Source organism: Streptomyces sp. NPDC001108 (genome assembly GCF_053598535.1).
Window position 1 is genome coordinate 831154 of sequence record NZ_JBSFKL010000001.1, and the last position, 26695, is coordinate 857848.

Below are 26695 nucleotides of genomic sequence, written 5' to 3' on the forward strand. Positions count from 1 at the left end.
CCTATCCGCAGGTCACTTTCTCTTTACCCGCCGCGGCGAGCACGGGGGTCTCGCGGGTGCGCACGGGGGTGGCGAACCGGTCCGTGCCGGGGACGGCGAGCACGCCGTACGTGGACACGAACAGCACGACGGCGGCGACGGTCGCGAAGGGCGCCATCCCGATGAACCGGACGATCAGCGGCGTCACGGCGAGCGCGACGGGCTGGAGGGCGAAGCCGGCCATCCCCTCCAGGGCGAAGACCCGGCCCTGCACCTGCTCGGGGAACTCGCGCTGGAGCGAGCTGTACCAGAGGACCATGAAACAGCTGATGCCCGCGGAGCCCGCCGCACCGGCCGCGCAGAACACCGACAGCGGCACGTCGACGGCGAGGCACACCGGCGTCAGCACACAGGGAGCCAGCGCGTGCATCGCCCACAGCCCCGGGCGGGCCACGGAGACCCGGGCGGCCAGCAACGAACCGACCACCGAGCCCGCCAGGGTCGCCGCGCTGACCCAGCCGAAGGCGGCCACGCCGTACCGGGACTGGCTGACGATCGGCACCAGGATGTAGTTCGGAGCGAAGAAGAAGAACACCTGCACGGTGCCCTGGAGCATCAGGGCCGACACCCAGGGCCGCTGCCGCACCTCGACGAGCCCCTCCCGCGCCTCGGCCAGCATCGCCCGCAGCCCGCCCGGCCCGGCGTCCCGCGCTCCCCCGGCGTCCGCGGCGTCCAGGGCGGTGCGGACCGGCGGCAGACGCAGCCACACCAGCGTGGCCAGGCTGATCGCGAAGGTGACGATGTCCACCAGGAGCGCCTTCGGGGGCGCGATCCCGGCGAGCAGGACCCCCGCCAGCAGGGCCCCGCCCATCGAGCCGAGCCGCTTGGTGGACGCGTCCAGGGCGTACGCCTGCTGCCGCAGTTCCTCCGGCACCACCTGAGCCAGGGCCGCGCGGTGGGCGGGATCGTACAGCGCCGCCCCCGCGCCGGTGAGCGCCGCGGCGACGAGCAGCGGCCCGAGCGGCCCGTGCGAGGCGAAGAGGAAGAAGCCGACGATCCCGACCAGGCGGAGCACGTCCGCGACGGCCATCACGGCGCTGCGGGAGTACCGGTCGGCGAACACCCCGCCGACCAGCAGCAGGACTCCTATGACGGCCGACTCCACGGCCAGCACCAGCCCGAAGGTTCCCGGGCCGCGGTCCGGCACCACCATGGCGGCGAGCACCACGACGGTGAGCTGGTTGCCCACCGTGCTGGTCACCTGCCCGAGCCAGAAAGCCAGGTACTGCCGACTGCGCAGCAGCGCACGTATCTCGGGTTGCGACATGGTCCTTCTCGCGGGAGCGCAGGAGGCCGGAGATCTTCACGGCGACGCGGGATCTTCACGGCGACGCCGGGGATCTTCACGGCGATGCCCGGATTCTGTCGCACCGTCCGATAGCGCACCGCCAATTTTCGACAGCACGAAAAGGCCCGTTCACACCGCTTTTCGACGGCTCCGAAGAGGCGCGGTCAGCCCGTGTGGCGCCACCAGAACGAGGCTGGTCGGAAGTGGTCGGTCACGCCGGTCCGGCGCCAGAGCGGGGCGAGAATTCGCCGTAGTTCCGGGTCGGCGTGGACGAAGGCGTTCGGCAGTTGGACGTCGAAGCGCTGCGGGGCGGCGGTGAGCAGCGCGGCCAGGAGGTACTGCTCCGAGTACATGCGCCAGCGCCAGGACGCCGGATAGTCCGCCGGGAGCATGATGTCGTGGACCTGGACGAGCACCCCCGGCTTGAGGCGGGGCAGCAGCTCGAAGAAGAACACCATGACGTCGGAGCCCATCTGGAGCCGGTGCGAGCCGTCGACGAAGAGGATGTCGCCCGGCTCCAGTTCGGCGAAGACGCCGAAGTCGGCGTCCTGGAGCGGTAAGCGGACCACCTCGTCGCAGAGGTGGTCGATGTGGGCCCGGGGCTCCGGGTCGATGGACGTGATGCGAGTGCTCAGGCCGAGGTCCTGGATGGCCCGACGGGCGAACTTGGTGGAGTTCCCGGAGCCGATCTCGAGGTAGCGGGCCGGTTTCCCGGCGGCGAGGAAGCCGTAGAGCGAGGCGGCGTCCAACGGGGGCAGCCAGGTGTTGCCCCAGTAGGCGGTGGCCCCCTTCTCCACTCCGTCGAGGGGAATCCCGGCCAGGTGGTCGGCGTATCCCAGCAGGTCGGTGAGGTGCGAGGCGTACTGCTCCCGGTTCTTCTCCAGGAGTTCGCGTACGGCACCGAGTTCACCGCGCGGCTCGGGCCTCACCACATGGTCCAGGAAGACCGGCTTGGCCAGTCCGAAGGCCCACATGACCAGGCCGAACGCGGTGGGCCTGCGCTCCAGCCGGTCGAGCCCGCGGCGCAGTGCGGGGAGCCGTTCCAGCAGGGTGGGAGTGGGTTCGGGCATGGTGCTCGGGGGGTGCGTGCGCACGGCGGGAGAGCCTTTCGATCGGTGGGACGGCCGAGAAGGGCGAGCCATGGTTTCCACAAGCGCTGTTCGGCCGGAGCTGTCGGAGCCGGTGGATCGTCGGACGCGGGCGGGGCGCCGGACGCCGGTGATCCTTTCCCGGATCTGGGCTCCGGTACCTGCGGAAACCGCCGGGCGGGGACAAAAGGCCGGTATTCGCAGTGGGGCGACGCGGGGACCCGGGATCCACGGCGAAGCCGTACCCCGCCGACCGGCAGGGCAGTCCAGTGCGACGCGCGGCATCCGGCCCGGGCTCCGCCGCACGCTTGTCCTCGCCGTCTGCCTCCCCGTGCCCCCGACGGGCTGACCGCCCCCGAAGCGTCCGACCGGGACACGAAGGGCCCCGGGCACCGTGATGGCAGCAGGGGAGGACGTCACCGGCCCTGGGGTTCGGTCCCGCGCGTCCGGACGGCAGGCCGTCGCACCTCGTAGAAGAAGCACCCGTGCTCCAGCGCCCGTACGTGCACGAGCACCACGTCCGGGTCGCCGAACGCGTCGTCGAAGGCCGCGTCGAAGCCGTCCGTGGCGTCGGCCGGGATCTCCAGGAACCGGCCACCGGCGATATGGCCCCGGGCGTCGTAGCGGCGCACGGTGCGCAGCGCGCCGGCCCGGTCGAAGGGGTACCCGGCGCCCGGGGTGAACCCGGGGCACTCCTCGGCGTGGACGAAGACCGGGCCCTGCTCGTCGTACGCCCCCGGACGCGCCCCGGTCGCGGCGGCCCAGCGCCGCAGCGGGGCGTACGAGACGAGGGCGATCCGCTCACCGGTGGCGACGGGACGCAGACAGCAGCGCAGCGGGGAGCCCGCGTCGTCGTCGGTCGCGGTGTACGGGTCGCAGGGGCGTCCCGCGTCGTCGACGACCTGGAGTTCCTTGAGGACGGCGGGGTCGAGGGGGAGCACGGTGTACTTGGTCATGTCGCCATGCTGGTCCGGCGCACCTGCCCGTACCGGCGGAAATCGGACGTCGCGTTGGCGCGTACCGACGTGGGGCCGCAGCACCGGTCCGCCCTGCCCGCGCGGTGCTCCCAACTAGGCCCGCACCGCGCCCCTTCGGGCCTTGTTCCGGACACCGCGCGTGCCGTACCCAGGAAGCAGTAGCTGCTACGACACCGACGTGAGGGCCCCATGCGCGCACACGAACCGACGCGGACGCCGGACACGGGCAGGGCGCGCGCCAACTCCACGAGCCGGGCCGGAAGGCCTGCCGGCCCGGCCCGGCAGACGGAGGAACCCGCTCCGCTCGCGGGGGACCTCTCCCCGTCGGCCCTGCGCTCGCTCCAGCGCAGCATGGGCAACGCCTACGTCACCGGGCTGATCCAGCGCGAGCGGCACCGTCACGGGCCGGACCGCGACGACGACCGCGAAGGCGTCCCCGAGGGCGCCCGGCGGGACGGCTCCGCGGGCGGCCCGGTGGCCGGACCGGCCGTACAGCGCTCGACCACCGTGCACGAGGTGCTGCGCGGCAGCGGCCGGGCCATGGACGCGCCCCTGCGCCAGGAGATGGAGACCCGTCTCGGCGCCGACTTCTCCGACGTACGGCTGCACACCGGCGCCGTCGCCCAGCGGTCCGCCGCCGAGGTCGGCGCCCACGCCTACACCTCCGGGAACCACATCGTCCTCGGCCGGGGCGGGGACTCCAAGCACACGCTCGCGCACGAGCTCACCCATGTCATCCAACAGCGCCACGGCCCCGTCGCGGGCACCGACAACGGCTCGGGCCTCTCCATCAGCGACCCGTCCGACCGCTTCGAGCGCGCCGCCGAGGCCAACGCCAGCCGCGTCATGGCGAAGGCCCCCGGCGAACTCGCGGACCCGGCCCCCGACCCGCACGGCCCCGCACAGCGGCCGGGCGGGGCGGCGGCCGTCCAGCGCGTCATCCACCAGGAGCCCAGCTACCAGGCGAAGGTCGGCGACAGCACGTCGCTCACCAACCGCGGCGACATCGACGTCGAGGAGCACGGCGGGGAGCAGTTCGTCCGCGTCTACCAGACCGTCTACGCGCCGGTGACCGGCGGCGGCAACTTCAAGGACACCCAGCAGCGCGAGGACGGCTCGATCAACCTCATGCACCAGAAGGAGTCCGCCTGGCTGAACATGGGGAGGCCCTGGCGGTCCATGCACTACATGCGCACCTACCAGGACCAGAAGAACCGCAAGGCCCCCGACGGCAACGCCTCCCCGGCCGCGCAGGACTCCTCGATGGTGCGCTCGTTCCTGGTCCCGCTCTACACGTACCAGCGGGTCACGAGCAACGCGGTCAGCGAGAAGCAGATCGGCTCGGTCCTGGACCCGGAGAACACCAGTCAGAGCACCGACAAGGCCAAGGACACCGACCAGTACGAGATCCGCGGCGTCTGGCGGGACGAGGTCGCGGACACGGCCGTCCCGAACTCCCTGATCACCTACGTACGGGACGACCTGGTCGGGCAGCTGAGCGGCGAGACGGCCTACGGCGAGGTGCGCCCCATCAGCGACATGCTCGGCAAGCTGAGCATGCCGGACCTGAAGGACTTCCCGGAGTACCGCCCCGCCGACCAGCGCGACGACGGCCTCGTACTGCCCCTGAACAAGGGCAAGATGCCCGGCGCCCGCGAACAGGACGCGCACATCGACCGCCTCGCGGACCTGGTCGCCAAGGCGTACCCGAAGAACGGGGAGACCCATCTGAAGGACGCGAAGAACGCCCGCAAGGAACTGAAGAAGCTCGCCGGCCTCGACGCGGCCAAGGACCGGGACATCGACTGGGACGCCCTCAAGGAACGCATCCACCGCGCGATGAACTACGCGGGCGTCCCCGCCGTGCTGGCCGAGATCTACAACGCGGCGAAGGGCGCGTCCGGGGACGAGTTCAAGACGAAGCCCTTCGGCAGCAACAAGTAGCCGCGGCCTCACGCCGGACTACAGCCGGGGCTTCCCCACCTGCGGCCCGTGCCCGGCGAGGTACAGCCGCATGGCGCACTGGTCCTCGGCCTCGATGAACACCCGCTGCCCCCAGTAGTCACCGAGGCGGTGCGCGACATCGACCAGCCGCCGCCGCTCCTCCGGCGAGTACGCGGGAAACCGCACCCAGCCCCGTTCGGAGACGGCACGGCCCAGGTCGTTGAACAGCACGGTCCGCGCGCGCCGTTCCTCCTCCTCGGTCAACGGCGTGGGACCGTCCTCCGCGGGCTGCGACCGGACGTTGTACAGGTCTCGGACCATTGGCCAGTCACCTCTCGTCGGGTCTGTTCCGGGTTCCCGGAGAGACTCCGGAAAGGCTATCGGCGCCGCCCCGAGGCCGGTACCCGGCTCGAAGGCCCCTCAGGTCCCCGGGGCGGACGTACGGCGCGGGCGTCAGCGCAGGCCCACGAATGAGACGATCCACCCCATGCCCGGATGGATACGCCACGCGCCGCGCTGGGTGGTCGCACTCGTCTGCGTCATCGCCGCCTTCCTGCTCCTCGTCGGCACCTCCTCGCACACCGTCGACCTCGTCCGCCACGGCCTGCGCCCGTACGACTGGGCTCCTGGCTGGCTGAACCTCTACTGGTCGTCGCTGGCACTGTTCGACACGCTCGCCGCCATCCTCCTGCTCCTGGGCCGACGCCGGGGATTCGACCTCGCCTGTGCCGTCGTGGCGACCGACACCGCCGCCAACTGGTACGCGGTCCACGCCATCCAGCACGGCCACTTCGCCGCCGAACCCGGCCTCCAACGCCTGACCGTCTTCGCCGCACTCGTCCTGGGAACGGCCCCGTTCATCCGGCCGCGTTTGGCGAGTCGGACAGGCGGCCTTGTGCGGTCACGTCGCTTCTGACAACGCGGCCAGTTCCGTCGCGGAGGGCCTGTCTCCGGGAGAGGGCACCAGGCACATACGGATGGCGTGTTCGAACGGGGGAAACGACCACGGGCGGATCTCGTCGAGCGGAAGTGTCGTACCCGCGGCAATGGCTCGGAGTTTGTCCCCGCGCGGGACATCGTCCGCGTAGAGCACCGGCCGGTGCCCCGTCCAGCACCACATCAGTGATGCGCCCACTCCCCAGATATCGGCGGGCGGCTCCGCCCGGACATGGACGTCGGAGGCTGTGGCGAGGACAGCGGCGGCCGTTTCAGGCGCGGTGGTGTGGGTGAGCGCGCCGCGGTAGGGAAGCCGTGGCCCCTCGTCGGGGCCGCAAGCCAGCGCGTAGTCGATGCCCTCGGCCCGGCCGTCGCCCGTGATCAACGTGTTGGTGGGCTGCACATCCGCGTGGGCCCAGCCTGCGGCGTGCAGCCGCGCCAGCTGTCCGGCCCACGTCCTGGCGACGTGCAGAAGCCATGGGCGGATCTGCGCGCTGCCGCCTTCGGGATCGCGGGCCGGAGCGAACGCCCGCCACATCGGCACGCCGTCGATCCACCGGACCGCGAGCCACCGACCGACCGCCCAAGGACCGGCGCCGACCCGGTAGCCGGGATCCAGCGCTCCTGCGGCAGCCAGCCGGACGAGGTGGGTGTTCTCCTGCTCCATCTCGGCGGTCTTGTCGCGCGCGGTGTCGACATCGGGGTTGTTCGCCTTCAACGCGACGGCTCCGGCCGGGCCCGCGACCTTCCAGGCGCGCGAGCCACGCCGGTCGGTCAGGAGTCGGGTCGTGCGCGGCTCACCGACGTAGTCCCTGAGGAAGTCGAGGGCTTCGCCGGGAGGAAGTGCTTCGCCCATGTACGGATCTCCGTCCAGTCGCGGGAAAGTACTCGAAGACGTCACGGTCGTCGTCGATCATCGCGCCGAGCACGGCTGCCGGAGGCGCGGCCCACGCCGACGGATGGCGGTTCTCACGGAGAGGAACGAGAGCCGAGCGGCAGGCTCCTCCGAACCGCTCCAATGAGATGCTGCGCTTCGGCGCCGTACACGGCGGATCTCTTCAATGTTTCCCACGTACGCAGATACGTGCCAACGCTCGACTCGTCGTCGATCCACAGCTCCGCATGCCAGTTCTCGACGATGACCTGGCAGTCGTCGTAGATCCAGAACGCCGTGGCCGGAGGAATCCTGAGCTGAGCGGAGAGCGGGACGATACCCAACTCCACCGTGTCCAGGCCGATGACTCCCACGAGTCGGTCGAGTTGGGCCGCCAGCACGGACGGCGGGCAGATCAGAGCGTGGAGCGCGGCCTCCCACAGGACGAGGTGGAAGCGTTTCGACGAGTCGTACAACTCCTCCTGCCGCTTCATACGGGACCTGACCGCTTCCTCCGTGTCGGATCGGGTCCGTTGCAGCTCCGTGTACCTCGTGAAGATCGAGCGGGCATAGTCCGGGGTCTGGAGAATCCCGAAAACCATCGACGACTCCCAGCCCCGGAAGACGGAGGAGTCGGCATGGGCCGCCAGATGAGTGTCCTGGACCGCTTTGTGCCCCGAAGCCAGTTGCCGCCGCCACGATCGGATGTGGGACTCGAAGCCGCGTAGGCGTGCCAGCAGTTCGTCACAGGACTCGGGCCGCCCGGTCGCCCTCGCCCATGTGCCCAGATCATCGGGGGTGGGGGTCTGCCGGCCGTTCTCCAGCCTGCTGACCTTGGACTTGTTCCAGCCGCACCGCTCCGCGAGTTCCGTACCGGTGAGCCTGCCACCGGCAGCCGCGAGTCGGAGTTCACGCAGTCGTACCCCGAGTGCTTCTCGCGCCTGCTGGTAGTCCGTGCTCACTGGTACGTGCCCCGCCTACTCGTTTCGCGCGGCCCGTCCTGCCGCGAACTCCTCGTACGGCACAGCGTGGTGCAGCGCGGCGTCACGCGCCATGGCGTAGCGCAGCACGGACGCCGGTTCGGTGATCAATTCGACGTCGACCAGGTTGTCGGCGTCGTCGAAGTTGAGCAGCGCGACGAGTCGGGAGTCGAAGATCCAGAAGTCTTCGTCGGGCAGCCGGACCCGCTCGGCATCGGATCGTCGGAGGCCGAGGATCGTCTCGCCGACGGCGCTGTTGCGACGCGCGTTGTCGAGCAGATAGAGCTGTCCGGTCGTGGGCGGGGTGTCGATGACGCGGACGCGTTCGAAGCGTTTGCCGAGGGCTGTCTGCGCACGGCGCTCCGCGCACCACTCGGCATCTCTTCCCTCCCAGTCGACCGGGCGCCCTGCAATGAACTCGGCATAGGTGTCGGTGATTTCGTCGGACGCGTATCGGCGTCGGGTCTCCAGACGCCATGCCGTGTGCGCGAAGCGCGTGAAGAGCCGGTCGAACTCCTCCAGCGTGATGATGCTTCGTGCGCGGTCGGACTTCTTGGGCGCGAAGTCGACCAGAAGTTCACGCGGCACCACGACGGGCACTTCCCCCTCGCTCAGGTGCCGGAGCTGGGAAAGATCGTCCGGATCGGTGAGCACGGGACCATGCACGATCACCTCGCCGGTGTCGAGATCCTCATGAATGGACGGGCATCCGTTGACACCACTGCCTGTGCCGTTGAAACGAAGCCTCCTGGCCATCCTCATGTCCTTCCCTCGGGGCCTGGCCCCTCAAGCTTCCAAAGCATTGGATCCCCGCGCCTCGGGATGCGCCGGGTCGGATCAGCAACTTCGAGCAACCCTCGCCTCAACTGCCGCAACTCTGCGCAACCTCTGTGGCTGACCGGTGCGACCACTCCCTACCGTCACGTTGACCCAACGGCACAGCCTGCATCCGAAGGAGTGGCTCATGACTGTCGCCCTCGACCGGCCCGTTCGCCCGCGCTCCCGCACCCGTGATCCGAAGGAACTCCTCAACGCCGCCCAGCCCCACATCAGGCACCTGACGATCAACGTGCTGGACAGCGGAATGACGCTCTGGGAGCGCGAGGTAGCCCTGCTCCTGCGGGATCACACGATGGTCCGCGACATGGCAGAGCGCATCCTCGGCAACGCCGTCATGTACACCGTCGCGTGCATGGAGCACCCCGAGACACACCTCGGGGTGGGCAGGATCGTCGATATCGGCGTCCACCAATTGATCCTCGACACGCCCGTGTGGTGGGCGCTCTGTGACGCGTACAACGAAGGCCGGTACAAGCACCATGCCCCATTTATCGAACGGCGCCGCGACGGTCTGTGCCGACGCACGGCGGATTTCCTGAAGTCCATCGGCTTCGACATCGACAAGGAGCTGTGGGCGATCGACGAGCCGGAGTGCTCGCCGTGCGACAACAAGGTCCCCGACAGCCACTGAACACTCTCTGCCCGGCCGCCCGTCCCGGACTCCGAAGGACCGGGACGGGCGGCCCCTCCAGCGAAGGAACCGCCTTGCCCGCGCACCACGACATCGCCGCCGAGACCGAGCTCTGGAACACCTACGCCGCCTCCGCCTTCAAGAACGACATGGAGCCGGTCTTCCGCTGGACCCAGTACGCCGACCACGGCCCCGGGCCCGAGCTGCTCGGCGACCCGCGCTCGGTGCTGGAGATCGGCTGTGGCACCGGCCGCGCGCTCGCCCACCTGGCCCGGCAGGGCGTCGCCGCCCGGGGCGTCGACCTGTCCCCGGTCATGGTCGAGAAGGCCGCCGCGCGGTGGACCGGCAACGGTGCCGAGTTCGTGTGCGCGGAGGTCCTGGACCACCTGAACGCGGACCCGGACAGGTACGACGCCGTCTACTCCGTCTTCGGGGCCGCCTGGTTCACCGACCCCGGCCGCCTCTTCCCGCTCGTACGTCGACGACTCAACCCCGGCGGCGTCTTCGTCTTCTCCCAACCACCGGCGATCCCGGGCGCGTACGGCCCCCAGGGCATGTACAAAGGCGGCTTCGCCGGCCGGGCACTCTTCACCTACCGCTACAGCTACCGCCCCGCCGTGTGGGAGCGGCTGCTCACCCGCGCCGGTTTCGCCACGGCCCACGCCCGGGTCCTGGACGCCCCGCAGCCCGGGCACATCGGCACGTTGCTGGTACACGCCGTCGCGGGGCCGGACGCCTGACGCCCACGCTCACGCTCACCGGAAGGCGGCGCTGTTCTCCGTCGCCCACTGCCGGTACGTCCTGGCCGCGGCGCCCGTGACCCGGGAGACGGTGTCGCGGACCTTCAGCAGCTCGTCGTTGGTGTCCCCGCCCATCAGGTCGAGGACCGCGCTCGCGCCCCCGTCGCCCATGAACGAAGCCATCTCCCGGTGGGCCTCCTCGCGGCTGATCTCGTCGAAGGAGAGTTCCCGCCCCAGCGCCTCGGCCAGGGCCGCGAGCTGCTGCCGGGGTGTGACGCGTTCCGGCCCGGTCAGCGCATACGTCTGCCCCTGGTGCCCCGGTTCCGTCAGCGCCACGCGAGCCACGGCGGCGATGTCCGCAGGGTGGATGGTCGGCAGGCCGACGTCCCCGTACGGCGCCCGGACCACGCCCTGTTCGCGGATCGAATCCGTCCACCACAGGGTGTTCGAGGCGAACTGCGTGGGCCTGAGGACCGTCCAGGCCATGCCGCTGTCCTGGAGCGCCCGCTCGACGGCCAGGTTCGCGCCGGCCTGCGGGAGATGGGGATGGGTCTGCACGGTGATCGACGACACGAGCACCACATGCTCCACGCCCGCCTCCCGGGCCGCCGCCAGCACCTCCGCGTCCGCGCCCCTGCCCGCCGGAAGAAACAGCGAGCGCACCCCGCCGTCCAAGGCGTCCTTCAACGACTCCACCCGGGCGAGATCTCCCTCGACCGCTTCGACGCCCTCCGGGAACGAAGCCCGGCCCACGTCCCGGGTCAGCCCTCGCACGGGTACGTCACCTGCCTGGTGCAGTTCCTCCAGCAGAGCCCTTCCGATGTTCCCGGTCGCGCCGGTCACGAGGATCATCGCCATTCCTTCCTGCCGCCTGCCGTCGACTACGTGCACGCAACGCTAGGACCCCAACTCCGGTTGAGGTCAAGGAAGTAGGCGTCTCCGCCGATCAGCCCGACCGCCCCGGATCGACCGGACGCAGATACCGCGTCCAGGGCGACATCCACCCACCCGTCTCCGACAGAACCTCCAGGCGGGTGCGGTACGCGCCGACGTCCGGGCTGATGCTGTCGAACCAGTGGGTCACCGAGCGCCAGGCCGGGCGCGCCGGCTCGCCCTCCGCGATCAGCCAGACCGGCGGATCCGCCATGCCGAGGTCGGCCCCGTCGACGACGTGGAACGCGTACGCCTGGTGCGCGACCAGCACCAGCAGACCGGCCGGATCCCGGAGAGCAGCGCCGCCTCCGGGCACCAGGGCGGCCTGCGCGTACCGCTTCGCGTCCCCGCCCGACCGATAACACGGCGGCAAGGCTTAAACCGTGTCCTACATGGTGATCACTCGACGTGGAGCTGGATTGCTCCGGACGGGCTGTGGGAGATCGCGAAGCCGTTGATCCCACCGCCGACGGTGCGTCCGCAGGGCGGCGGGACACGGGACACACCTGATGAGACGCGGTACGCCCGCGATTGTCTACGTGCTGGTGAGCGGGTGTGCCTGGCGGGCCCTACCTCGCCATCTGGTCCAGAGCCGGTGTCTGGGGCCGCCTGCACGAAACGGTGCTCGCCCGCATCGACAAGTCCGGCCTGCTCGACCTGACCCGCGTGGTCCTCGACTCCGCCCACGTAGGGGCAAAAAAAGGGGCGCACTCACAGGCCCCAGCCCCGTGGACAGGGGTAAACCGGATTCCAAGATGCACGTCCTCCCGGACGCGGACGAACTGCCCCGGGTCGTCGGCATCTCCGCCGCCAGCACACGACAGCCAGGGCCTGAAGCCCATGATGGCCGGTCTCCAATCGAGACACGACCCCACCGCGGCTGGCTACCTGGCCTTCCTCGGCCTCGCCGCCGCCCTCTGCTGCTACAAACTCCTCCGCCGACTCACCACATAGGACACGGTCTCAGTCTTCGATCTTGATCACTTTGTAGGTGAGCACGTAGTGCGCCTCGTCGCTCAGATCGAATGTGAGCTCAACACCTGGTGGGGATTCCCTCGGAATATCCGCCCCCCCAAGCCGGTCATCCTCTCCGAAAGTGGTATCGCCGTAGAGGAAGACACTCATCCAGTCGCCGTGGAACGTATACCTCTCGTTGATGTCGCGGCTGTCACCTATGGCCATCGTGACGTAACCTTCCGGGTCCCCCGGTGGCCACCTCTTCACACCATCGATTTGCATTTTCACGTCATCGGTCGCGCCGCCAGCGGTTTGGACGCACTGAAGTCGCACGACCTTGAGGTCGTATGATGTCATGACCCAACTCCTCATTCCCGGTAACTTCCAGTGGACCCCTTCGGTTAGCAGCAGGCAAATGGACCTTGCTTTGCGCCTGCCGCCGAATAGGTCGAACTGCTCCGCTTCGTCGGGCACGGCGGGAAGGGGCGGCAGCTGCACCGGGCCCTCCCCGAGCCTCAGCACCCATCACGGGTTGCCGGTAGGAACGCTGTTCGCCGCTGTAGGTGGCGACGGCGTCCTTCCACGCCCCGGCGGCCGCCGGATACACGTCCAGCATCTTGGAGTCGACGAGCGTCCACCGCAGCTCATGGCGAGCGCTGCCCACCTGGTGCCCTTGGTTGCGGTGACGGCGCTTGCAGGCGTACCAAGCTCGGCGTCGACGGGCCCGCGAGTTCCCGTTCAGTCTTCGATCTTGATCACTTTGTAGGTGAGCACGTAGTGCGCCTCGTTGCTCAGATTGGCAGTGAACTCAACACCTGGTAGGGATTCCCTCGGAATATCCGCTCCCCCGAGTCGGTCATCCTCCCCGAAGGTGGTATCGCCGTAGAGAGACACATTCATCCAGTCGCCGTGGAACGTGTACCTCTCGTTGATGTCGCGGTAGTTGCCTACGGCCATCGTGACGTAACCTTCCGGGTCCCCCGGTGGCCACCTCTTCACACCATCGATTTGCATCTTCACGTCATCGGTCGCGCCGCCAGCAGTTTGGACGCACTGAAGTCGCACGACCTTGAGATCGTATGATGTCATGACCCAACTCCTCATTCTCGGTCACTTCCAGTGGACCCCTTCGGGAACCAGCAGGCAAATGGACCTTGCTTTGCGCCTGCCGCCGAAAGGACGGACCCTTCCCAGGGCTTTGAGAAGTGCCAAGGTGGGTGGGTTCGCTTGTTGAACACGGGGTGTGACAGCTTGTTGACTTCTGCCGAGCGGTGACCCTGGACGCCGAACAGGCATGGCCGCTGGTGATCATGTACTGGCATGGTGCGTCTGCCAAAGTCCGGCACACGAAACACACCGGGCTGCTTCCAACGGCTCGGTACGGTAGTCCTGGCCCACGCCGGAGCTACCGTACCGAGTCGGCCTACTGCAATGGGCAGTCCAGTGTCGGCAGGGTCCGATTCGAGGAGCAGCACACCAAGGCCAGAGAAAGGAACAAGGGTCGCTCCAGGTAGTACCCGTGCGACACATCCCCGCCCCAACCAATGCGCTCGTAAGCGGATTTGGTCATTTCCGTCATGCGGGCACTTTCGCGGTCCGGTGCGAAGGCGAAACGGGACTCGAACTCGGCAAGCCGTTGCCCGAACCACCCTGCTGCTTCCTCGGGCCGCTTCCAGGTTCCGCGCACCAGTTTGCTCGGCTTGATCAACCAGTGCGCCGTTTCAAGCGGCGGGAGGTCTACGACGGGAAACTCGGTCGCCACTTCCTTGTACCGCTGAACGAGCTCGGACTTGCCATGCGCCGGGGGTGGACCAGGATGAGGAGGCCGCCGAAGGGCCTCATCGTCGAAGCGGTGCTTGGAGCCGATCCAGAGATAGCCGTGATAGTGCAAACTACCTCCGCCCCCTCGCAAGTTGAAAGAGAGCCGCACAGAGACGTGGCACTCCTCAGGGCGTAATCGTGAATCGGGCCGGGTCGATGCCGGCGGCGTCCAGTTCGGCGGTGGTGAACCTCAGCGGCTCCACCCCGGGCTTCTTACTGTCACCCAGCGCCCATGCGTCTGAGCCGATCTTCGCCAGCGTGGCGCAGGACTCGCCGTCCGGATGCGTGTTGCCTCCACACGCCTTGAGGAACACAGCTTCAGTGATGGGCAGGTCGTACAAGTCTGTTCCGGTCATGAGTGTGCCTTCCCACTCCGTCGGTGACGCACCAGATGTGCCGATCGGCACGAAAAAATACTCGGACGATCGATGCCACAAATCCAGCTTTATTCACGTTACCGAATAAAGATCACCGCCTGAAAGACCAGTCCCACTCAGTCAACACGACTCGCGCTTCGTCACCAAAAAGAGAAAACGACTCGTACCCGGAGAATCTGTCCATGAGCAGGCGGACATATTTGGGGCTTCGGAACACTGCCGCGCCAAGGTCCGTCTCAATGGTTGCTAGGCGGTCGTCGTAAACAGTGAAAGTACTCAACGGAACATTACTGAATTTCACCCGCATGGGCAGCACACCGATCCGAATGTTTGGCTGGAGGGAAAGCGAAATAAGTCGGTCAACCTGCATGGCCATTGCGTCCGGCGCCAATAGCGGATACCTGACCGCTTGCTCGGTCAGGAGGAACGTGAACCGCTTGGTGCGATCAAAAAGAACAGTTTGACGCTCCAACTTCATCCCCACTGCCTTTGCCTGCTGCTTCGGCGGGGCATGACTAATGCTCTCCCTGATATATTCCGGCGTGGCCAGCAGACCGGTATTCATGGACAACAGGAAGTACCTAAACTCCTTGGTCACTGCTTCCAAGCCGGCCAGCTCGATTTGCTTTTTATCCAACCCTTTTCGATGCAGAGCCTTCCGGTCCTGCCATTCTGTCTGCGCCATTCGGGCTACGGCCATAACTTCGGACGCAACGTCCGGGGAGGCTTGGACTCCTGCCAGGATCTGCTCGACGTCCACCAAGGACGGTCGGATCTTGTTTCCTTCAATCCTGCTGCTCTTGGACTGGGAGATATTGCAACGCACAGCAAGCCGGGCTCCCGAGAGCCCGGCTTGTTTGCGCAGGTTCTTGAGCATGACCGCCAGTTCCAAACCGGACCGGTCAAGCCGGTCAGGCTCGAAGGCCACCGTTCATGTACTCCTCGAAGGGGACAGACTCAGTTATCGCGACTCTTTGATATTCGATGAATGAGGAGACATCCCCTTCGAACACCTCGCGACTGATCTGCCTCCCGTCTTCCTCATAGTTCATGAGCACGACTTCATTCTGGTCGAACATCCAGAAGTCCCGAACGCCTCCGAGAGGATTCGGCCGGTTCGTCACATCGAGAATTCGGATGTCGTCCCCCGCCCTGCTGTGTACCTCGTAGTACCGGACGAACTCGAATCGCAGGTAGTCGGAGAGCGGTTGCGTGACAATATGCACCCGCCCATTTCGCTTGCCTTCTGCACGTTGACGCGAAACTCGTTCCGTGTACGCGGAAGTCGCGTACGGAGCGATCACTCGACCCTCACGAAAGGCCGCGAACTCTTCTGCCTCGTGTGCCACAAGGTATTGCTGCAGCGTCTCGAGCCGCCAAGCCTCCTGCTTGATCTCCACAAACCGCCGACGCCACTCGTCACCATCCAAGAGCACGTACGGCCTCCTTCAGCACTTCTTCCGGAATCTCCGCCAATACTTCTCCGGACGGCGGCGTGAACGCCTTGGAGACGCTTCCCTGAACGACCAGAGTGCCATGCGACGTCCGATAGATGTTCGGGCAGTCCTCGTCGCCACAGGTGCCATTCCCGTTGCCAGTGAGCCGGGTCAGTTCCTCACGCGCCATAGCTGCTGAGCCCCCTTGCCTGGCCCCCTGCGGGCCGGTCGTCACGAAGCTACGGCGGGGCGGAAGGATCGTCCACATACAGGCGTGCCTTATGCGCGTAGTCGCATAAAGATCACTCCTGATGGAGCGCGTGCGCGAGTGCCGACCCCAACTTGGCGGCCCCAGCGTGGGCACGTGCAACGCCGGTGGGCCCGCACATGCGATGTGCGGGCCCACCGGCGTAAAAGGTGGAACGAGGAGTGCTACGCCCAGGTGATCAGGCGCTTCGGGTTCTCCAGGATGGCGGCGACGTCGGCCAGGACCTTGGAGCCGAGTTCGCCGTCGACCAGGCGGTGGTCGAACGACAGGGCGAGGGTGGTGACCTGGCGGGGCTTCACCTTGCCCTTGTGGACCCACGGCTGGAGCTTGATCGCACCGACCGCGAGGATCGCGGACTCGCCCGGGTTGAGGATCGGGGTGCCCGTGTCGACGCCGAAGACGCCGACGTTGGTGATGGTCACCGTGCCGCCCGCCATGGCGGCCGGGGACGTCTTGCCGTCCCGGGCCGTGGCGACCAGCTCGCCCAGTGCGGCGGCGAGCTGCGGCAGGGTCATGTCGTGCGCGTCCTTGATGTTCGGCACGATCAGGCCGCGCGGGGTGGCGGCGGCGATGCCCAGGTTCACGTAGTGCTTCTGGACGATCTCCTGGTTGGGCTCGTCCCAGGCGGCGTTGATGCCCGGGTTCCGCTTGATCGCGACCAGGAGGGCCTTGGCGATGAGGAGGAGCGGGTTGACCCGCACCCCCGCCATGTCCTTGTCCTCCTTGAGCTCCGCGACCAGCTTCATCGTGCGCGTCACGTCGACGGTGACGAATTCGGTGACGTGCGGGGCCGTGAAGGCGCTGCCCACCATCGCCTGCGCGATGGCCTTGCGTACGCCCTTGACCGGGATACGGGTCTCGCGGGCGCCCGCCGGGGCGGCCGCCTCCGCCGCGAAGGCGTCCACAGCGTCCGCGGCCTCGACGGCGGGGGCGGCGGGGGCCTGGACCTGCGCCGGTACGGGGGTGGCCACAGGGGCGGCCGCCGCGTGGACGTCCTCCCGGGTGATGATCCCGTCCTTGCCGGTCGGGACGACGGTCGCCAGGTCGATGCCCAGGTCCTTGGCCAGCTTGCGGACCGGGGGCTTGGCCAGCGGGCGCTCCTTGGGAGCCTCCGGCGCCACGGCCGTGGGCACGGGTGCGGCCGCGGGCGCGGCGCCGTGGCCGTTCAGCTCGGCCTGGACCGCGGCCGTGCCCTTGCGGGCCCGGCGCTTGGTCGAGCTCTCGGAGACGCCGTAGCCCACCAGGACCGGCTGGCGGCCCTTCGGGGCCTCCGGCTCCGCCTCGGCGGAAGGTGCGGGGGCCGACTCCGCGACGGGAGCCGGGGCCGCGGGGGCGTCGCCGCTGCCCGGGGCCACGTCCACCGCGATGATCACCTGGCCGACGTCGACGGTCGTGCCCTCGGGGAAGCGCAGCTCGTGCACCACCCCGTCGAACGGGATCGGCAGCTCCACGGCCGCCTTGGCCGTCTCGACCTCGCAGACGACCTGGCCGTCGGCGACGGTGTCGCCGGGCTGGACGTACCACTTGAGGATCTCGGCCTCGGTCAGTCCCTCGCCCACGTCGGGCATCTTGAACTCACGGAAGCGAGCGGCGTTGGAAGTGTCGGTCATCGTTGTCACGTCCCAGTCCTCAGTACGCCAGCGAGCGGTCGACGGCGTCGAGCACCCGGTCGAGCCCCGGCAGGTACTCGTCCTCCAGACGCGCCGGCGGGTACGGGGCGTGGTAGCCGCCGACCCGCAGCACCGGTGCTTCCAGATGGTAGAAGCAGCGCTCCGTGATCCGGGCGGCGATCTCGGCCCCGGAGCCGTAGAACACCGGCGCCTCGTGGACCACCACGAGCCGGCCGGTCTTCTCGACCGAGGTCTGGATGGTGTCGAAGTCGATCGGGGCCATCGAGCGCAGGTCCAGGACCTCGATCGACTTGCCCTCCTCCTCGGCCGCCGCGGCCGCCTCCAGGCAGACCTTCACCATCGGGCCGTACGCGGCGAGCGTGAGGTCCGTGCCGGTACGGGCCACCGAGGCCCGGTGCAGCGGGCCGGGAATGGCGTCGGTCTCGACCTCGCCCTTGTCCCAGTAGCGCCGCTTCGGCTCGAAGAAGATCACCGGGTCGTCGCTCTGGACGGCCTGCTGCATCATCCAGTAGGCGTCGCTCGCGTTCGACGGCGAGACCACCTTCAACCCCGCGACGTGCGCGAACAGCGCCTCGGGCGACTCGCTGTGGTGCTCCACCGCGCCGATGCCGCCGCCGTACGGGATGCGGACGACGACGGGCAGCTTGATCTTGCCGAGCGCACGGGCGTGCATCTTCGCGAGCTGCGTGACGATCTGGTCGTACGCCGGGAAGACGAAGCCGTCGAACTGGATCTCCACGACCGGGCGGTAGCCGCGCAGGGCCAGGCCGATCGCGGTGCCGACGATGCCGGACTCGGCGAGCGGGGTGTCGATGACCCGCTCCTCGCCGAAGTCCTTCTGGAGCCCGTCGGTGATCCGGAAGACGCCGCCGAGCTTGCCGACGTCCTCACCCATGATGAGGACCTTGGGGTCCGTGTCGAGGGCCCGGCGCAGCGACTCGTTGAGAGCCTTCGCGATGGACATCTTTTCCATGGCCATGGCTACTTGCTCTCCTCGGCGGTGTCTGCGAACGATGCCTGGTAGGCGGCGAACTGGGCGCGCTCCTCGTCGACGAGCGGGTTGCCGTCGGCGTAGACGTTGTCGAAGATCGCGATCGGGTCGGGGTCGGGCATGGCCCGTACCGCCTCGCGGACCCGCTTGCCGAGGGCCTCGCTCTCCTCCTCCAGCGCGGTGAAGAACGCCTCGTCGCCGGCGCCCACGTTCTCCAGGTACCTGCGCAGCCGCAGGATCGGGTCCTTGGCCTCCCAGGCCGCCCGCTCCTCGTCGGCCCGGTACTTGGTCGGGTCGTCGGAGGTGGTGTGCGCGCCCATCCGGTACGTGAACGCCTCGACGAGCATCGGGCCCTCGCCGCTGCGGGCGCGGTCCAGCGCCGCCCTGGTGACCGCCAGGCAGGCCAGGACGTCGTTGCCGTCGACCCGGACGCCGGGGAAGCCGTAGCCCTGGGCGCGCTGGTAGAGCGGGACGCGGGTCTGCTTCTCGGTGGGCTCGGAGATCGCCCACTGGTTGTTCTGGCAGAAGAAGACGACCGGGGCGTTGTAGACCGCGGAGAACGTGAACGACTCGGCCACGTCGCCCTGGCTGGAGGCGCCGTCGCCGAAGTACGCGATCACGGCGGAGTCCGCGCCGTCCTTGGCCACGCCCATGGCGTAACCGGTGGCGTGCAGGGTCTGCGAGCCGATGACGATCGTGTACAGGTGGAAGTTGTTGGTGTTCGGGTCCCACCCGCCGTGGTTCACCCCGCGGAACATCCCGAGCAGGTTGGTCGGGTCGACGCCGCGGCACCAGGCGACGCCGTGCTCCCGGTAGGTCGGGAAGACGTAGTCGTCGTCGCGCAGTGCCCGGCCGCTGCCGATCTGCGCGGCCTCCTGGCCGAGCAGCGAGGCCCACAGGCCCAGCTCGCCCTGGCGCTGGAGGGCGGTGGCCTCGGCGTCGAAGCGGCGGGTCAGGACCATGTCCCGGTACAGGCCGCGCAGCTCCTCTGCGGTCAGGTCGATCGCGTAGTCCGGGTGCTCGACGCGCTCCCCCTCGGGCGTCAGCAGCTGGACGAGCTCGGGCTCGGTGCCCTGCGGCGGCCTGGCAGCCGTCTTCGCCGCCCTTTTCGCGGGCGTCGTCCTCGCGGTCTTCTTCGCGGGCGTCTCAGCGGGCTTCTTCGCGTTCGACGCGCTCTTCTTCGCGCTCGTCGCGGTCGTCGCGGACTTCTTCGCGGCGCTGGTCCCGCTGCTGCGGCGCGATGTGCGCGCGGCAGTGCTCTCCACGGTCACGTGCGTGCTCCTCCGTCGGTCCGGCCCCCGGGGTCTGCCGGGAAAGCCAGTGCGGCTCGCCTGGGTCCGTACCCGTGCACGGGGTGGGTGCCGCTCGGTCCGGGAACAGGCGTGACAGGTGCCCCGGCGAGCGCCCTGTGAAAAGCACGTTACCCAGAACGCCGCATATCTGCGAAACCCCATCTGACCTGCGATTTTGCTTGGATTTCCAAGTAAATCGAAAAAGTCGGGAACTCTCGCTGGTCACAGCGCCGGGAACAGCCTCTCGGGCCACCGGAACAAGCGCACGTTATCCCGCCGTTCGGCGGCAGGGAAGAGGCGAGTGTGTGAGACTGCGTTTTGTGCGCGAACAAGGAAAAATCACCGTATTCCTTCTGGACGATCATGAAGTGGTCCGGCGCGGGGTCCATGAATTGCTCTCGTCGGAGGACGACATCGAAGTCGTCGGCGAGGCCGGTACGGCGGCCGACGCCCTCGTCCGGATTCCGGCGACCCGGCCCGATGTGGCGGTGCTCGACGTACGGCTGCCGGACGGCAGCGGGGTGGAGGTCTGCCGCGAGGTCCGCTCCCAGGACGATTCCATCAAGTGCCTGATGCTCACCTCCTACGCCGACGACGAGGCCCTCTTCGACGCGATCATGGCGGGCGCCTCGGGCTATGTGCTGAAGGCGATCCGGGGCAACGAGCTGCTGAACGCGGTACGCGACGTGGCGGCCGGGAAGTCGCTGCTGGACCCGGTGGCGACCGCCCGGGTGCTGGAGCGGCTGCGCGCCGGGAAGAAGGAGCGCGGCGAGGACCGACTCGCCAACCTCACCGAGCAGGAACGCAAGATCCTCGACCTGATCGGTGAGGGACTGACCAACCGGGTGATCGGCGAACGGCTCCATCTCGCCGAGAAAACGATCAAGAATTACGTCTCCAGCCTGCTCTCCAAGCTGGGCATGGAACGGCGCTCGCAGGCCGCCGCGTACGTGGCCCGGCTCCAGGCGGAGAAGCGCTGAGCCCGGACGGAGCAGCGCCCGGCCACTCCCGGCCACGGACACCACGGACACCCCGGACGCCCGGCGACGACGGCCCGCGACGACGTGGACCATCACCGTACGTGTCCGTATCGGGACTTTGGTCCCGCTTCAACCGGGGCCCCGGCCTCTGTCCGTGGGCCGGCGGGACACGGAGAGTGGAGAGCATGTCCCCCGAGGAACTCCAGGCGATCGAACTGCTCGGCCGCGTCCGCTACGGACGGCTGGCGACGAGCATGCGCGCCCTCCCGTTTCTGTCGGTGGCCCGCCATGTCGTGGTCGACGGCCATGTGATCCTGCGGATGCACAGCGGCTTCGGCTACCACAACGCCTGCGACGGCACGGTCGTGGCGTACGGCGCGGACAACTTCGACACCACCGCCACCGGGGGCGACTGCGAGCTGTGGGCCGTGCAGTTCACCGGCACCGCCCGGATCGTGCGCCCCTCGCCCGCCCAGTGCGCGTCGTTCGGCGAGGCTCCGGCACGGGTGAACGGGGAGCCGTTCGACGCCGCGTACCTCCGGCTCGATCCGCACTTCGTCTCTGTGCACACTCTTGACTTCCACGCAACTCAACCGATCGGGCACACAGCGTGATCTAACATCTGGCGAGTGCCGCGCTCATTTGTCGCTCTTCCGTCCGTTCCTTCGGCGGACGAGATCCTGTTCCCGTTCCCCTTACCGTTCCCGTCCGCCCCCGCCCCACCGGTGTCGCCGGTGGACCAGGTGCGGCTGCCCCCCGTGCCCCGGCCGGCCGCGCCGCCGGTGAGCCCGGTGCGGGCCGAGCCCCCGATACGGCCGGCCGCCCCCGCGCCCCCCGTACCGCCGGTGGACGAGGTGCTGCGCCGCTACCCGGACGCCGGTGCACCGCTCAGCTGCACCCCCATCACCCAGGGCCTGCTCAACCACGGCTACCGCGTCTCCACCACCCGCGGCCGCTACTTCCTCAAGCACCACCTCGACGACTCCACCGGCGACCGCGCCACGATCGTCCGCCAGCACCGCGCGACCCAGCGCCTCCAGTCACTGGGCCTGCCCGTCGCCCCACCCGTCCGGGACACCGAGGGCGGCACCGTCACCGAGATCGGCGGCCGCTGCTACGCCCTGCACCCCTGGGTCGACGGACTGCACCGGGCCGGCGCACAGCTGAGCACCGCCCAGTCCGGGCGGCTCGGGGGGCTCCTCGGGACCGTGCACACCGGGCTCGCCCAGGTCATGGGCGCGGACCCCGGGCTCGCCCGCCGGGCCGGTGGCCTCCGGAGCGCCGACCCCGCCGAGACCTCCGCGCTGATCGACGAGCTGCTGGCCGCCGCGCGCCGGCGCCGCCCCCGGGACGCCTTCGACGAACTGGCCGAGCACCGCCTCCTGGAACGGCGGGCCCTGCTGGAACGCCACGCCGACCGCAGGCCGCCCACCCCGGACGCCCCGGCCATCGGCTGGGTGCACGGCGACTTCCACCCGCTCAACGTCCTCTACCGGGGCCCGGAGCCGGTCGCGATCCTCGACTGGGACCGGCTGGGCGTCCAGCCGAGGGCCGAGGAGGCGGTACGGGCGGCCGCGATCTTCTTCGTGCAGCCGGCCGGGACGCTGGAGCTGGAGAAGGTCCGGGCGTACGCGCGCGCCTACCGCCGGGCGGCCGGTGCGGAGCCGGCGGAGCTGGCCGCGGCGGTGCACCGGGTGTGGTGGGAGCGGCTCAACGACTTCTGGATACTCAGCTGGCGGTACTGCCGGGACGACCGGAGGGCCGACCCGCAGTTCCCCGCGGTATCGGCCCTGGCGGTGTGGTGGACGCGCGAGTACGAAGCGGTGCGCGAGGCGTTCACGGCGTGATCCGGGCGGTTCCGGGGCGGAGCTGGGCCCGGACCGGGGGTCCGGGCGGCGGGCGGGCCACCGGGGGATCCCCTGGTCAGGGGCGCTGGGGGCCTCCCGCTCCCGATCCGGCCGCCGCGGACGTACCTGTGTTGGTGCTGCCGCCGTCCGTGCCCGTGCCGCCGTTCTCCGTACCCGTGCTGCCGCCGTCCGTGCCGGTACCGCCGTTCTCCGTACCCGTGCTGCCGCCGTCCGTGCCGGTACCGCCGTTCTCCGTACCCGTGCTGCCGCCGTCCGTACCGGTACCGCCGTTGTCGGTGCCGGGGGGCGGGCTGGTCGGCTGTTTCGTCGCCGGTTCGGTCGGCTCGGTCGGGGTGGTCGACGGCTCGTACGTCTGCTGCGGGGGCGGGTCCTGCTGGTTGCCGGTGGAGTTCTCCGGCTGCTGGGTGTCCTGGCTCGTGTCGTCGCTCGGGCCGGACGAAGTCCGCGTCGGGGACGGCGAAATGGACGTCTCGCCGGGCTGCTTCCGGTGGTTCGCGTCGTCGTTCTGCGCGGCGTTGACCGCGATGGCCACCCCCGCCCCGATCGCGATCAGCGCGAGCACCACGAAGAGCCACAACTTGCCGCGCCCGCCGCTGCCGCCGGGCTGACCGCCACCGTCGTAACCGCCGTCGTCCGGGTTCATCGGCGGCAGGATCGGGCCCTGCGAGGTGTCGCCGTGCTGCGGGTGGCCCATCGCCATCGTGGAGCCGTTGATGCCCATGGCCGGGGTGTTCCCGCCCTCGTGCACCGCGACCGGGCCGGTGTTCCACGTACCGGTGTGGCCGCCCTGCATCTGGAGCATCTGGAGCCCGTACTGGACCAGGCCTCGCATCTCCTCGGCGCTCTGGAACCGGTCGTCCGGGTCCTTCGCGAGGGAGCGCATGACCAGCCCGTCCAGCTCCGGCGGCACCGAACCCAGCACGTTGGACGGCGGTACGGGCATGTCCTGGACATGCTGGTACACCACGGACAGCGGCGTCTCGCCGGTGAACGGGGGCCGCAGCGCCAGCAGTTCGTACAGCAGGCAACCGGTGGCGTAGAGGTCGGAGCGGTGGTCGACCGCCTTGCCGAGGGCCTGTTCGGGGGAGAGGTACTGCGGCGTGCCCATGACCATGCCGGTCTGGGTCATCGTCGACTGCGCGCCGTGCAGCGCACGGGCGATGCCGAAGTCCATCACCTTGACCGCACCGGAGTTGGTGATGATGACGTTGGCCGGCTTGATGTCGCGGTGCACGATGCCGTGCTGGTGCGAGTAGGCCAGCGCCTCGAGCACCCCGGAGACGATGATCAACGCCTGCTCGGGCGGCGGGGGCTCGGCGGTGAGCAGCAGATCGCGGATGGTGCGGCCCTCGACCAGCTCCATCACGATGTAGGGGACGGTCTGCCCGCCCACGGTGTCCTCGCCGGAGTCGTACACGGCGACGATCGCATGGTGGTTGAGCCCGGCGACCGACTGCGCCTCGCGCGTGAACCGGGCCTTGGACACCGGGTCCTCGGCGAGGTCGGAACGGAGCAGCTTCACCGCGACGGTACGGCCCAGCCGTACGTCCTCGGCCGCGAAGACCTCCGCCATGCCGCCCCGGCCGAGACGGTGCGTCATCCGGTAACGCCCGTCGCCCACGACACCGTCGATGCCCCAGGAGTCGGTGCCATCCGAAACTCCGCCGCCGTTTGCTTCGGATTCGGGTGCCATCAGTCCTCGCCGTCGTATCTGTCCGCGCGTCCGCGGGTTCTCACGGTGTCGGGGTCCTCCGCGCCTTCCACCCGGCCCGGACGGGACCGGACCCCGCCGGGCCGATCTGCCACGCTGCACATCGGACGGTGCGGGCCGGACGACCCCACTGCATTGCCACGTCACGCTACAGGCTCCGGGGGACACCCCGTCGTCGAGTCCGGACCGGCCACCCCCTCCTGCCGGGCGGCTCGCCCGGTGGTGACGGACCGGCCATCGAACCGCCCTACACGCCGTCCACGCAAATTCCATGCGGTTCCTGTAACGCTTCCGGGACTCTTCTTGTGCGTACGGTCACGGAACGGGCACCTGGCTTGACGTGTCGTACCCCTCGGGCAGACTTGGCGCGTAATAGCGGGATGATCGCGGCAGTCGCGCCGAGGGGGAAGCAACTCATGAGCCAGGACGGCGCACAGGGCGCTCAGGGGCGCTACGCGGGCGGTTCGGTCGCCGGCGGGCGGTACCAGCTGCGCGACCTGCTCGGCGAGGGCGGCATGGCCTCGGTGTACCTGGCGTACGACACCGCGCTGGACCGTCAAGTCGCGATCAAGACATTGCACACGGAGCTGGGGCGCGAGCAGTCCTTCCGCGAGCGGTTCCGGCGCGAGGCGCAGGCCGTCGCCAAGCTCCAGCACACCAACATCGTCTCGGTCTTCGACACCGGCGAGGACGAGCTCGGCGGCGCGCTGATGCCGTACATCGTCATGGAGTACGTGGAGGGGCAGCCGCTCGGCTCGGTCCTCCACGCGGACATCCAGGCGCACGGCGCGATGCCCGCCGACAAGGCGCTGAAGGTCACGAACGACGTGCTGGCCGCGCTGGACACCAGCCACGAGATGGGCCTGGTGCACCGCGACATCAAGCCGGGCAACGTCATGGTGACCAAGCGCGGCGTCGTCAAGGTCATGGACTTCGGCATCGCCCGCGCCATGCAGTCGGGCGTCACGTCGATGACCCAGACCGGCATGGTCGTCGGCACCCCGCAGTACCTCTCCCCCGAGCAGGCCCTGGGCCGCGGCGTGGACGCCCGCTCCGACCTGTACTCGGTCGGCATCATGCTGTTCCAGCTGCTGACCGGGCGCATCCCCTTCGACGCGGACTCCCCGCTGGCCATCGCGTACGCGCACGTCCAGGAGGAGCCGGTCGCGCCCTCCAGCATCAACCGCTCGGTCACCCCGGCGATCGACGCGCTGGTCGCCCGCGCACTGAAGAAGAACCCGAACGACCGCTTCCCCAGCGCGGCCGCCATGCAGGACGAGATCGCCCGGGTGCTCTCCGCGGGCGGCGCCACGGGCGCCCCGGTGATCGTCGCGGGCGGCGGCGCTCCGGCGAACAGCGGCTCGGGCGTCGGCTCGGCGGTCTTCCCGCCGCTGGACCAGTCCGGTGCGGCCCCGCAGGGCGTCCAGACGCCGTACCAGCCGGGGCCGTACCAGTCCGGCCCGTACCAGTCGGGCGCGTACGGCCAGGCCACCCCTGCCCCGACCCCGGCGCCGTCGTACGGCTACCCGCAGGCGGCGCAGCCGTACCAGAGCCAGGCCCCGGCCCACCAGACTCCGCCGCCCTACACGGTCTCCTCCCAGACTCAGACCCAGTCGCAGTCCGGCTCGGGCGGCAACGGCTCGAAGCGGAACATGCCGGTGATAGTGGGCGCAATAGTCGTCTCCCTGGTCGCGATCGGCGGACTGGTCACGGCGCTCTCGCTGAACGGCAACAACGAGGAAGACCCGGATCCGACCAAGTCGACGGTCGCAGGCGAGCACAAGCCGCCGGAGCGGAACCGGACGATGGAGACCGAGAAGTGCACGGACGCCATGGAGAACAACGACGACCCGAACAAGGTCGACGCTCCCAGCTTCCTGTACAAGGACATCCTCTCCGCCCGGGCCTGCGCGGACGCGGCCGGCTGGACCATCAAGCCGATCAAGGTCCCGGGGAACGCGTACGCGGAGGACCAGATCATCGACCAGTTCCCGTCGGCCGGCACCGCCGTGCCGAAGCGGGGCGCCCACTTCGAGCTCCGCATCGCGACGGGCGACCCGGCCTGAGTTATTTTCGCCCGGATCAGGCTGCTC

The 26695-nt window shown here is 69.1% G+C and carries 28 protein-coding genes and 1 pseudogene; 9 read left to right on the plus strand and 20 right to left on the minus strand.

Going from position 1 to position 26695, the window contains the following annotated elements; all coding sequences use genetic code 11:
- Position 1 precedes the first annotated feature (1 nt).
- From ACWC97_RS03695 to ACWC97_RS03705, 3 genes are all read right to left on the minus strand, one after another.
- Entirely contained in the window at positions 2–1306 is a 1305-nt protein-coding gene (locus tag ACWC97_RS03695) for an MFS transporter (protein WP_450647223.1), read from the minus strand.
- A gap of 185 nt (positions 1307–1491) precedes the next feature.
- Positions 1492–2397 carry a class I SAM-dependent methyltransferase gene (locus ACWC97_RS03700; RefSeq protein ID WP_450647225.1) on the minus strand — a complete coding sequence of 302 codons (906 nt, stop codon included), beginning with the start codon at positions 2395–2397 and terminating at the stop codon, positions 1492–1494.
- Positions 2398–2831: 434 nt separating this feature from the next.
- A complete protein-coding gene (locus ACWC97_RS03705) occupies positions 2832–3371 on the minus strand; it encodes a DUF1203 domain-containing protein (RefSeq protein WP_450647227.1) in 540 nt (179 codons plus the stop codon).
- A gap of 210 nt (positions 3372–3581) precedes the next feature.
- On the opposite strand from ACWC97_RS03705, the gene ACWC97_RS03710 reads away from it, so the two are divergent.
- Positions 3582–5336, plus strand: a complete 1755-nt coding sequence (locus ACWC97_RS03710; protein ID WP_450647228.1) for an eCIS core domain-containing protein — start codon at positions 3582–3584, stop codon at positions 5334–5336.
- Positions 5337–5354: 18 nt separating this feature from the next.
- Here the strand turns inward: ACWC97_RS03710 and ACWC97_RS03715 are convergent, their stop codons facing one another.
- Positions 5355–5657 carry a hypothetical protein gene (locus ACWC97_RS03715; RefSeq protein ID WP_450647230.1) on the minus strand — a complete coding sequence of 101 codons (303 nt, stop codon included), beginning with the start codon at positions 5655–5657 and terminating at the stop codon, positions 5355–5357.
- 166 nt (positions 5658–5823) lie between these two features.
- Between ACWC97_RS03715 and ACWC97_RS03720 the strand changes: the two genes are divergently transcribed.
- Positions 5824–6252: a hypothetical protein gene (locus ACWC97_RS03720; RefSeq protein WP_450647232.1), complete on the plus strand. Its 429-nt coding sequence runs from the start codon at positions 5824–5826 to the stop codon at positions 6250–6252.
- Here the strand turns inward: ACWC97_RS03720 and ACWC97_RS03725 are convergent.
- The 3 genes from ACWC97_RS03725 to ACWC97_RS03735 form a co-directional block, all read right to left on the minus strand.
- Positions 6238–7128, minus strand: coding sequence for a protein kinase domain-containing protein (locus ACWC97_RS03725; protein WP_450647234.1), 891 nt, complete (start codon positions 7126–7128; stop codon positions 6238–6240). The genes ACWC97_RS03720 and ACWC97_RS03725 overlap by 15 nt on opposite strands.
- 113 nt (positions 7129–7241) lie before the next feature.
- Positions 7242–8108, minus strand: coding sequence for a helix-turn-helix domain-containing protein (locus ACWC97_RS03730; RefSeq protein WP_450647236.1), 867 nt, complete (start codon positions 8106–8108; stop codon positions 7242–7244).
- Positions 8109–8123: 15 nt separating this feature from the next.
- Positions 8124–8882 (minus strand): DUF6879 family protein, encoded by a 759-nt coding sequence (locus tag ACWC97_RS03735; RefSeq protein ID WP_450647238.1) that lies wholly within the window; start codon positions 8880–8882, stop codon positions 8124–8126.
- A 208-nt stretch (positions 8883–9090) separates the two neighbouring features.
- Here ACWC97_RS03735 and ACWC97_RS03740 point away from each other — a divergent pair, with 208 nt between their 5' ends.
- Positions 9091–9597 (plus strand): hypothetical protein, encoded by a 507-nt coding sequence (locus ACWC97_RS03740; protein ID WP_352274118.1) that lies wholly within the window; start codon positions 9091–9093, stop codon positions 9595–9597.
- A 74-nt stretch (positions 9598–9671) separates the two neighbouring features.
- Positions 9672–10337 carry a class I SAM-dependent DNA methyltransferase gene (locus tag ACWC97_RS03745; protein WP_450647240.1) on the plus strand — a complete coding sequence of 222 codons (666 nt, stop codon included), beginning with the start codon at positions 9672–9674 and terminating at the stop codon, positions 10335–10337.
- Between the two features lie 15 nt (positions 10338–10352).
- Here ACWC97_RS03745 and ACWC97_RS03750 read toward each other — a convergent pair whose 3' ends face one another.
- Positions 10353–11189, minus strand: a complete 837-nt coding sequence (locus ACWC97_RS03750) for an SDR family oxidoreductase (protein WP_450647242.1) — start codon at positions 11187–11189, stop codon at positions 10353–10355.
- A 94-nt stretch (positions 11190–11283) separates the two neighbouring features.
- Positions 11284–11643, minus strand: coding sequence for a hypothetical protein (locus tag ACWC97_RS03755; RefSeq protein WP_450647477.1), 360 nt, complete (start codon positions 11641–11643; stop codon positions 11284–11286).
- Here ACWC97_RS03755 and ACWC97_RS03760 point away from each other — a divergent pair.
- Positions 11629–12224: pseudogene (locus ACWC97_RS03760) on the plus strand (transposase). The gene ACWC97_RS03755 and the pseudogene ACWC97_RS03760 overlap by 15 nt on opposite strands.
- Before the next feature lie 9 nt (positions 12225–12233).
- Here the strand turns inward: ACWC97_RS03760 and ACWC97_RS03765 are convergent.
- The 10 genes from ACWC97_RS03765 to pdhA all read right to left on the minus strand — a co-directional run bounded on the left by ACWC97_RS03765 (position 12234) and on the right by pdhA (position 20022).
- Positions 12234–12584: a hypothetical protein gene (locus tag ACWC97_RS03765; RefSeq protein WP_450647244.1), complete on the minus strand. Its 351-nt coding sequence runs from the start codon at positions 12582–12584 to the stop codon at positions 12234–12236.
- 381 nt (positions 12585–12965) lie between these two features.
- A complete protein-coding gene (locus tag ACWC97_RS03770) occupies positions 12966–13316 on the minus strand; it encodes a hypothetical protein (protein ID WP_450647245.1) in 351 nt (116 codons plus the stop codon).
- A gap of 334 nt (positions 13317–13650) precedes the next feature.
- Positions 13651–14118, minus strand: a complete 468-nt coding sequence (locus ACWC97_RS03775) for a hypothetical protein (RefSeq protein ID WP_450647246.1) — start codon at positions 14116–14118, stop codon at positions 13651–13653.
- A gap of 55 nt (positions 14119–14173) precedes the next feature.
- On the minus strand, positions 14174–14404 hold the full coding sequence (locus ACWC97_RS03780) for a DUF397 domain-containing protein (RefSeq protein ID WP_450647247.1): 231 nt from the start codon (positions 14402–14404) through the stop codon (positions 14174–14176).
- A 112-nt stretch (positions 14405–14516) separates the two neighbouring features.
- Positions 14517–15353 carry a Scr1 family TA system antitoxin-like transcriptional regulator gene (locus tag ACWC97_RS03785; protein WP_450647249.1) on the minus strand — a complete coding sequence of 279 codons (837 nt, stop codon included), beginning with the start codon at positions 15351–15353 and terminating at the stop codon, positions 14517–14519.
- Positions 15337–15861, minus strand: coding sequence for a DUF6879 family protein (locus ACWC97_RS03790; protein WP_450647251.1), 525 nt, complete (start codon positions 15859–15861; stop codon positions 15337–15339). The genes ACWC97_RS03785 and ACWC97_RS03790 overlap by 17 nt, the downstream gene beginning before the upstream one ends.
- On the minus strand, positions 15845–16051 hold the full coding sequence (locus tag ACWC97_RS03795) for a hypothetical protein (RefSeq protein ID WP_450647253.1): 207 nt from the start codon (positions 16049–16051) through the stop codon (positions 15845–15847). The genes ACWC97_RS03790 and ACWC97_RS03795 overlap by 17 nt, the downstream gene beginning before the upstream one ends.
- A gap of 242 nt (positions 16052–16293) precedes the next feature.
- Complete coding sequence (locus ACWC97_RS03800) at positions 16294–17748, minus strand: dihydrolipoamide acetyltransferase family protein (RefSeq protein WP_450647255.1); 1455 nt, start codon at positions 17746–17748, stop codon at positions 16294–16296.
- Positions 17749–17758: 10 nt separating this feature from the next.
- Complete coding sequence (locus ACWC97_RS03805) at positions 17759–18739, minus strand: alpha-ketoacid dehydrogenase subunit beta (RefSeq protein WP_352274109.1); 981 nt, start codon at positions 18737–18739, stop codon at positions 17759–17761.
- A 2-nt stretch (positions 18740–18741) separates the two neighbouring features.
- Positions 18742–20022 (minus strand): pyruvate dehydrogenase (acetyl-transferring) E1 component subunit alpha, encoded by a 1281-nt coding sequence (pdhA, locus tag ACWC97_RS03810; protein ID WP_352274108.1) that lies wholly within the window; start codon positions 20020–20022, stop codon positions 18742–18744.
- A 341-nt stretch (positions 20023–20363) separates the two neighbouring features.
- Between pdhA and ACWC97_RS03815 the strand changes: the two genes are divergently transcribed.
- The 3 genes from ACWC97_RS03815 (at position 20364) to ACWC97_RS03825 (ending at position 22870) form a co-directional block, all read left to right on the plus strand.
- Complete coding sequence (locus tag ACWC97_RS03815) at positions 20364–21023, plus strand: response regulator transcription factor (protein WP_352274231.1); 660 nt, start codon at positions 20364–20366, stop codon at positions 21021–21023.
- A 185-nt stretch (positions 21024–21208) separates the two neighbouring features.
- Entirely contained in the window at positions 21209–21637 is a 429-nt protein-coding gene (locus ACWC97_RS03820) for a pyridoxamine 5'-phosphate oxidase family protein (RefSeq protein WP_450647257.1), read from the plus strand.
- A 240-nt stretch (positions 21638–21877) separates the two neighbouring features.
- Positions 21878–22870 (plus strand): phosphotransferase, encoded by a 993-nt coding sequence (locus ACWC97_RS03825; protein ID WP_450647467.1) that lies wholly within the window; start codon positions 21878–21880, stop codon positions 22868–22870.
- Positions 22871–22946: 76 nt separating this feature from the next.
- On the opposite strand, the gene ACWC97_RS03830 is transcribed toward ACWC97_RS03825, so the two are convergent.
- Complete coding sequence (locus ACWC97_RS03830; RefSeq protein ID WP_450647259.1) at positions 22947–24584, minus strand: protein kinase domain-containing protein; 1638 nt, start codon at positions 24582–24584, stop codon at positions 22947–22949.
- A 434-nt stretch (positions 24585–25018) separates the two neighbouring features.
- Here ACWC97_RS03830 and ACWC97_RS03835 point away from each other — a divergent pair, with 434 nt between their 5' ends.
- On the plus strand, positions 25019–26668 hold the full coding sequence (locus ACWC97_RS03835) for a protein kinase domain-containing protein (protein ID WP_450647261.1): 1650 nt from the start codon (positions 25019–25021) through the stop codon (positions 26666–26668).
- Positions 26669–26695: the final 27 nt, after the last annotated feature.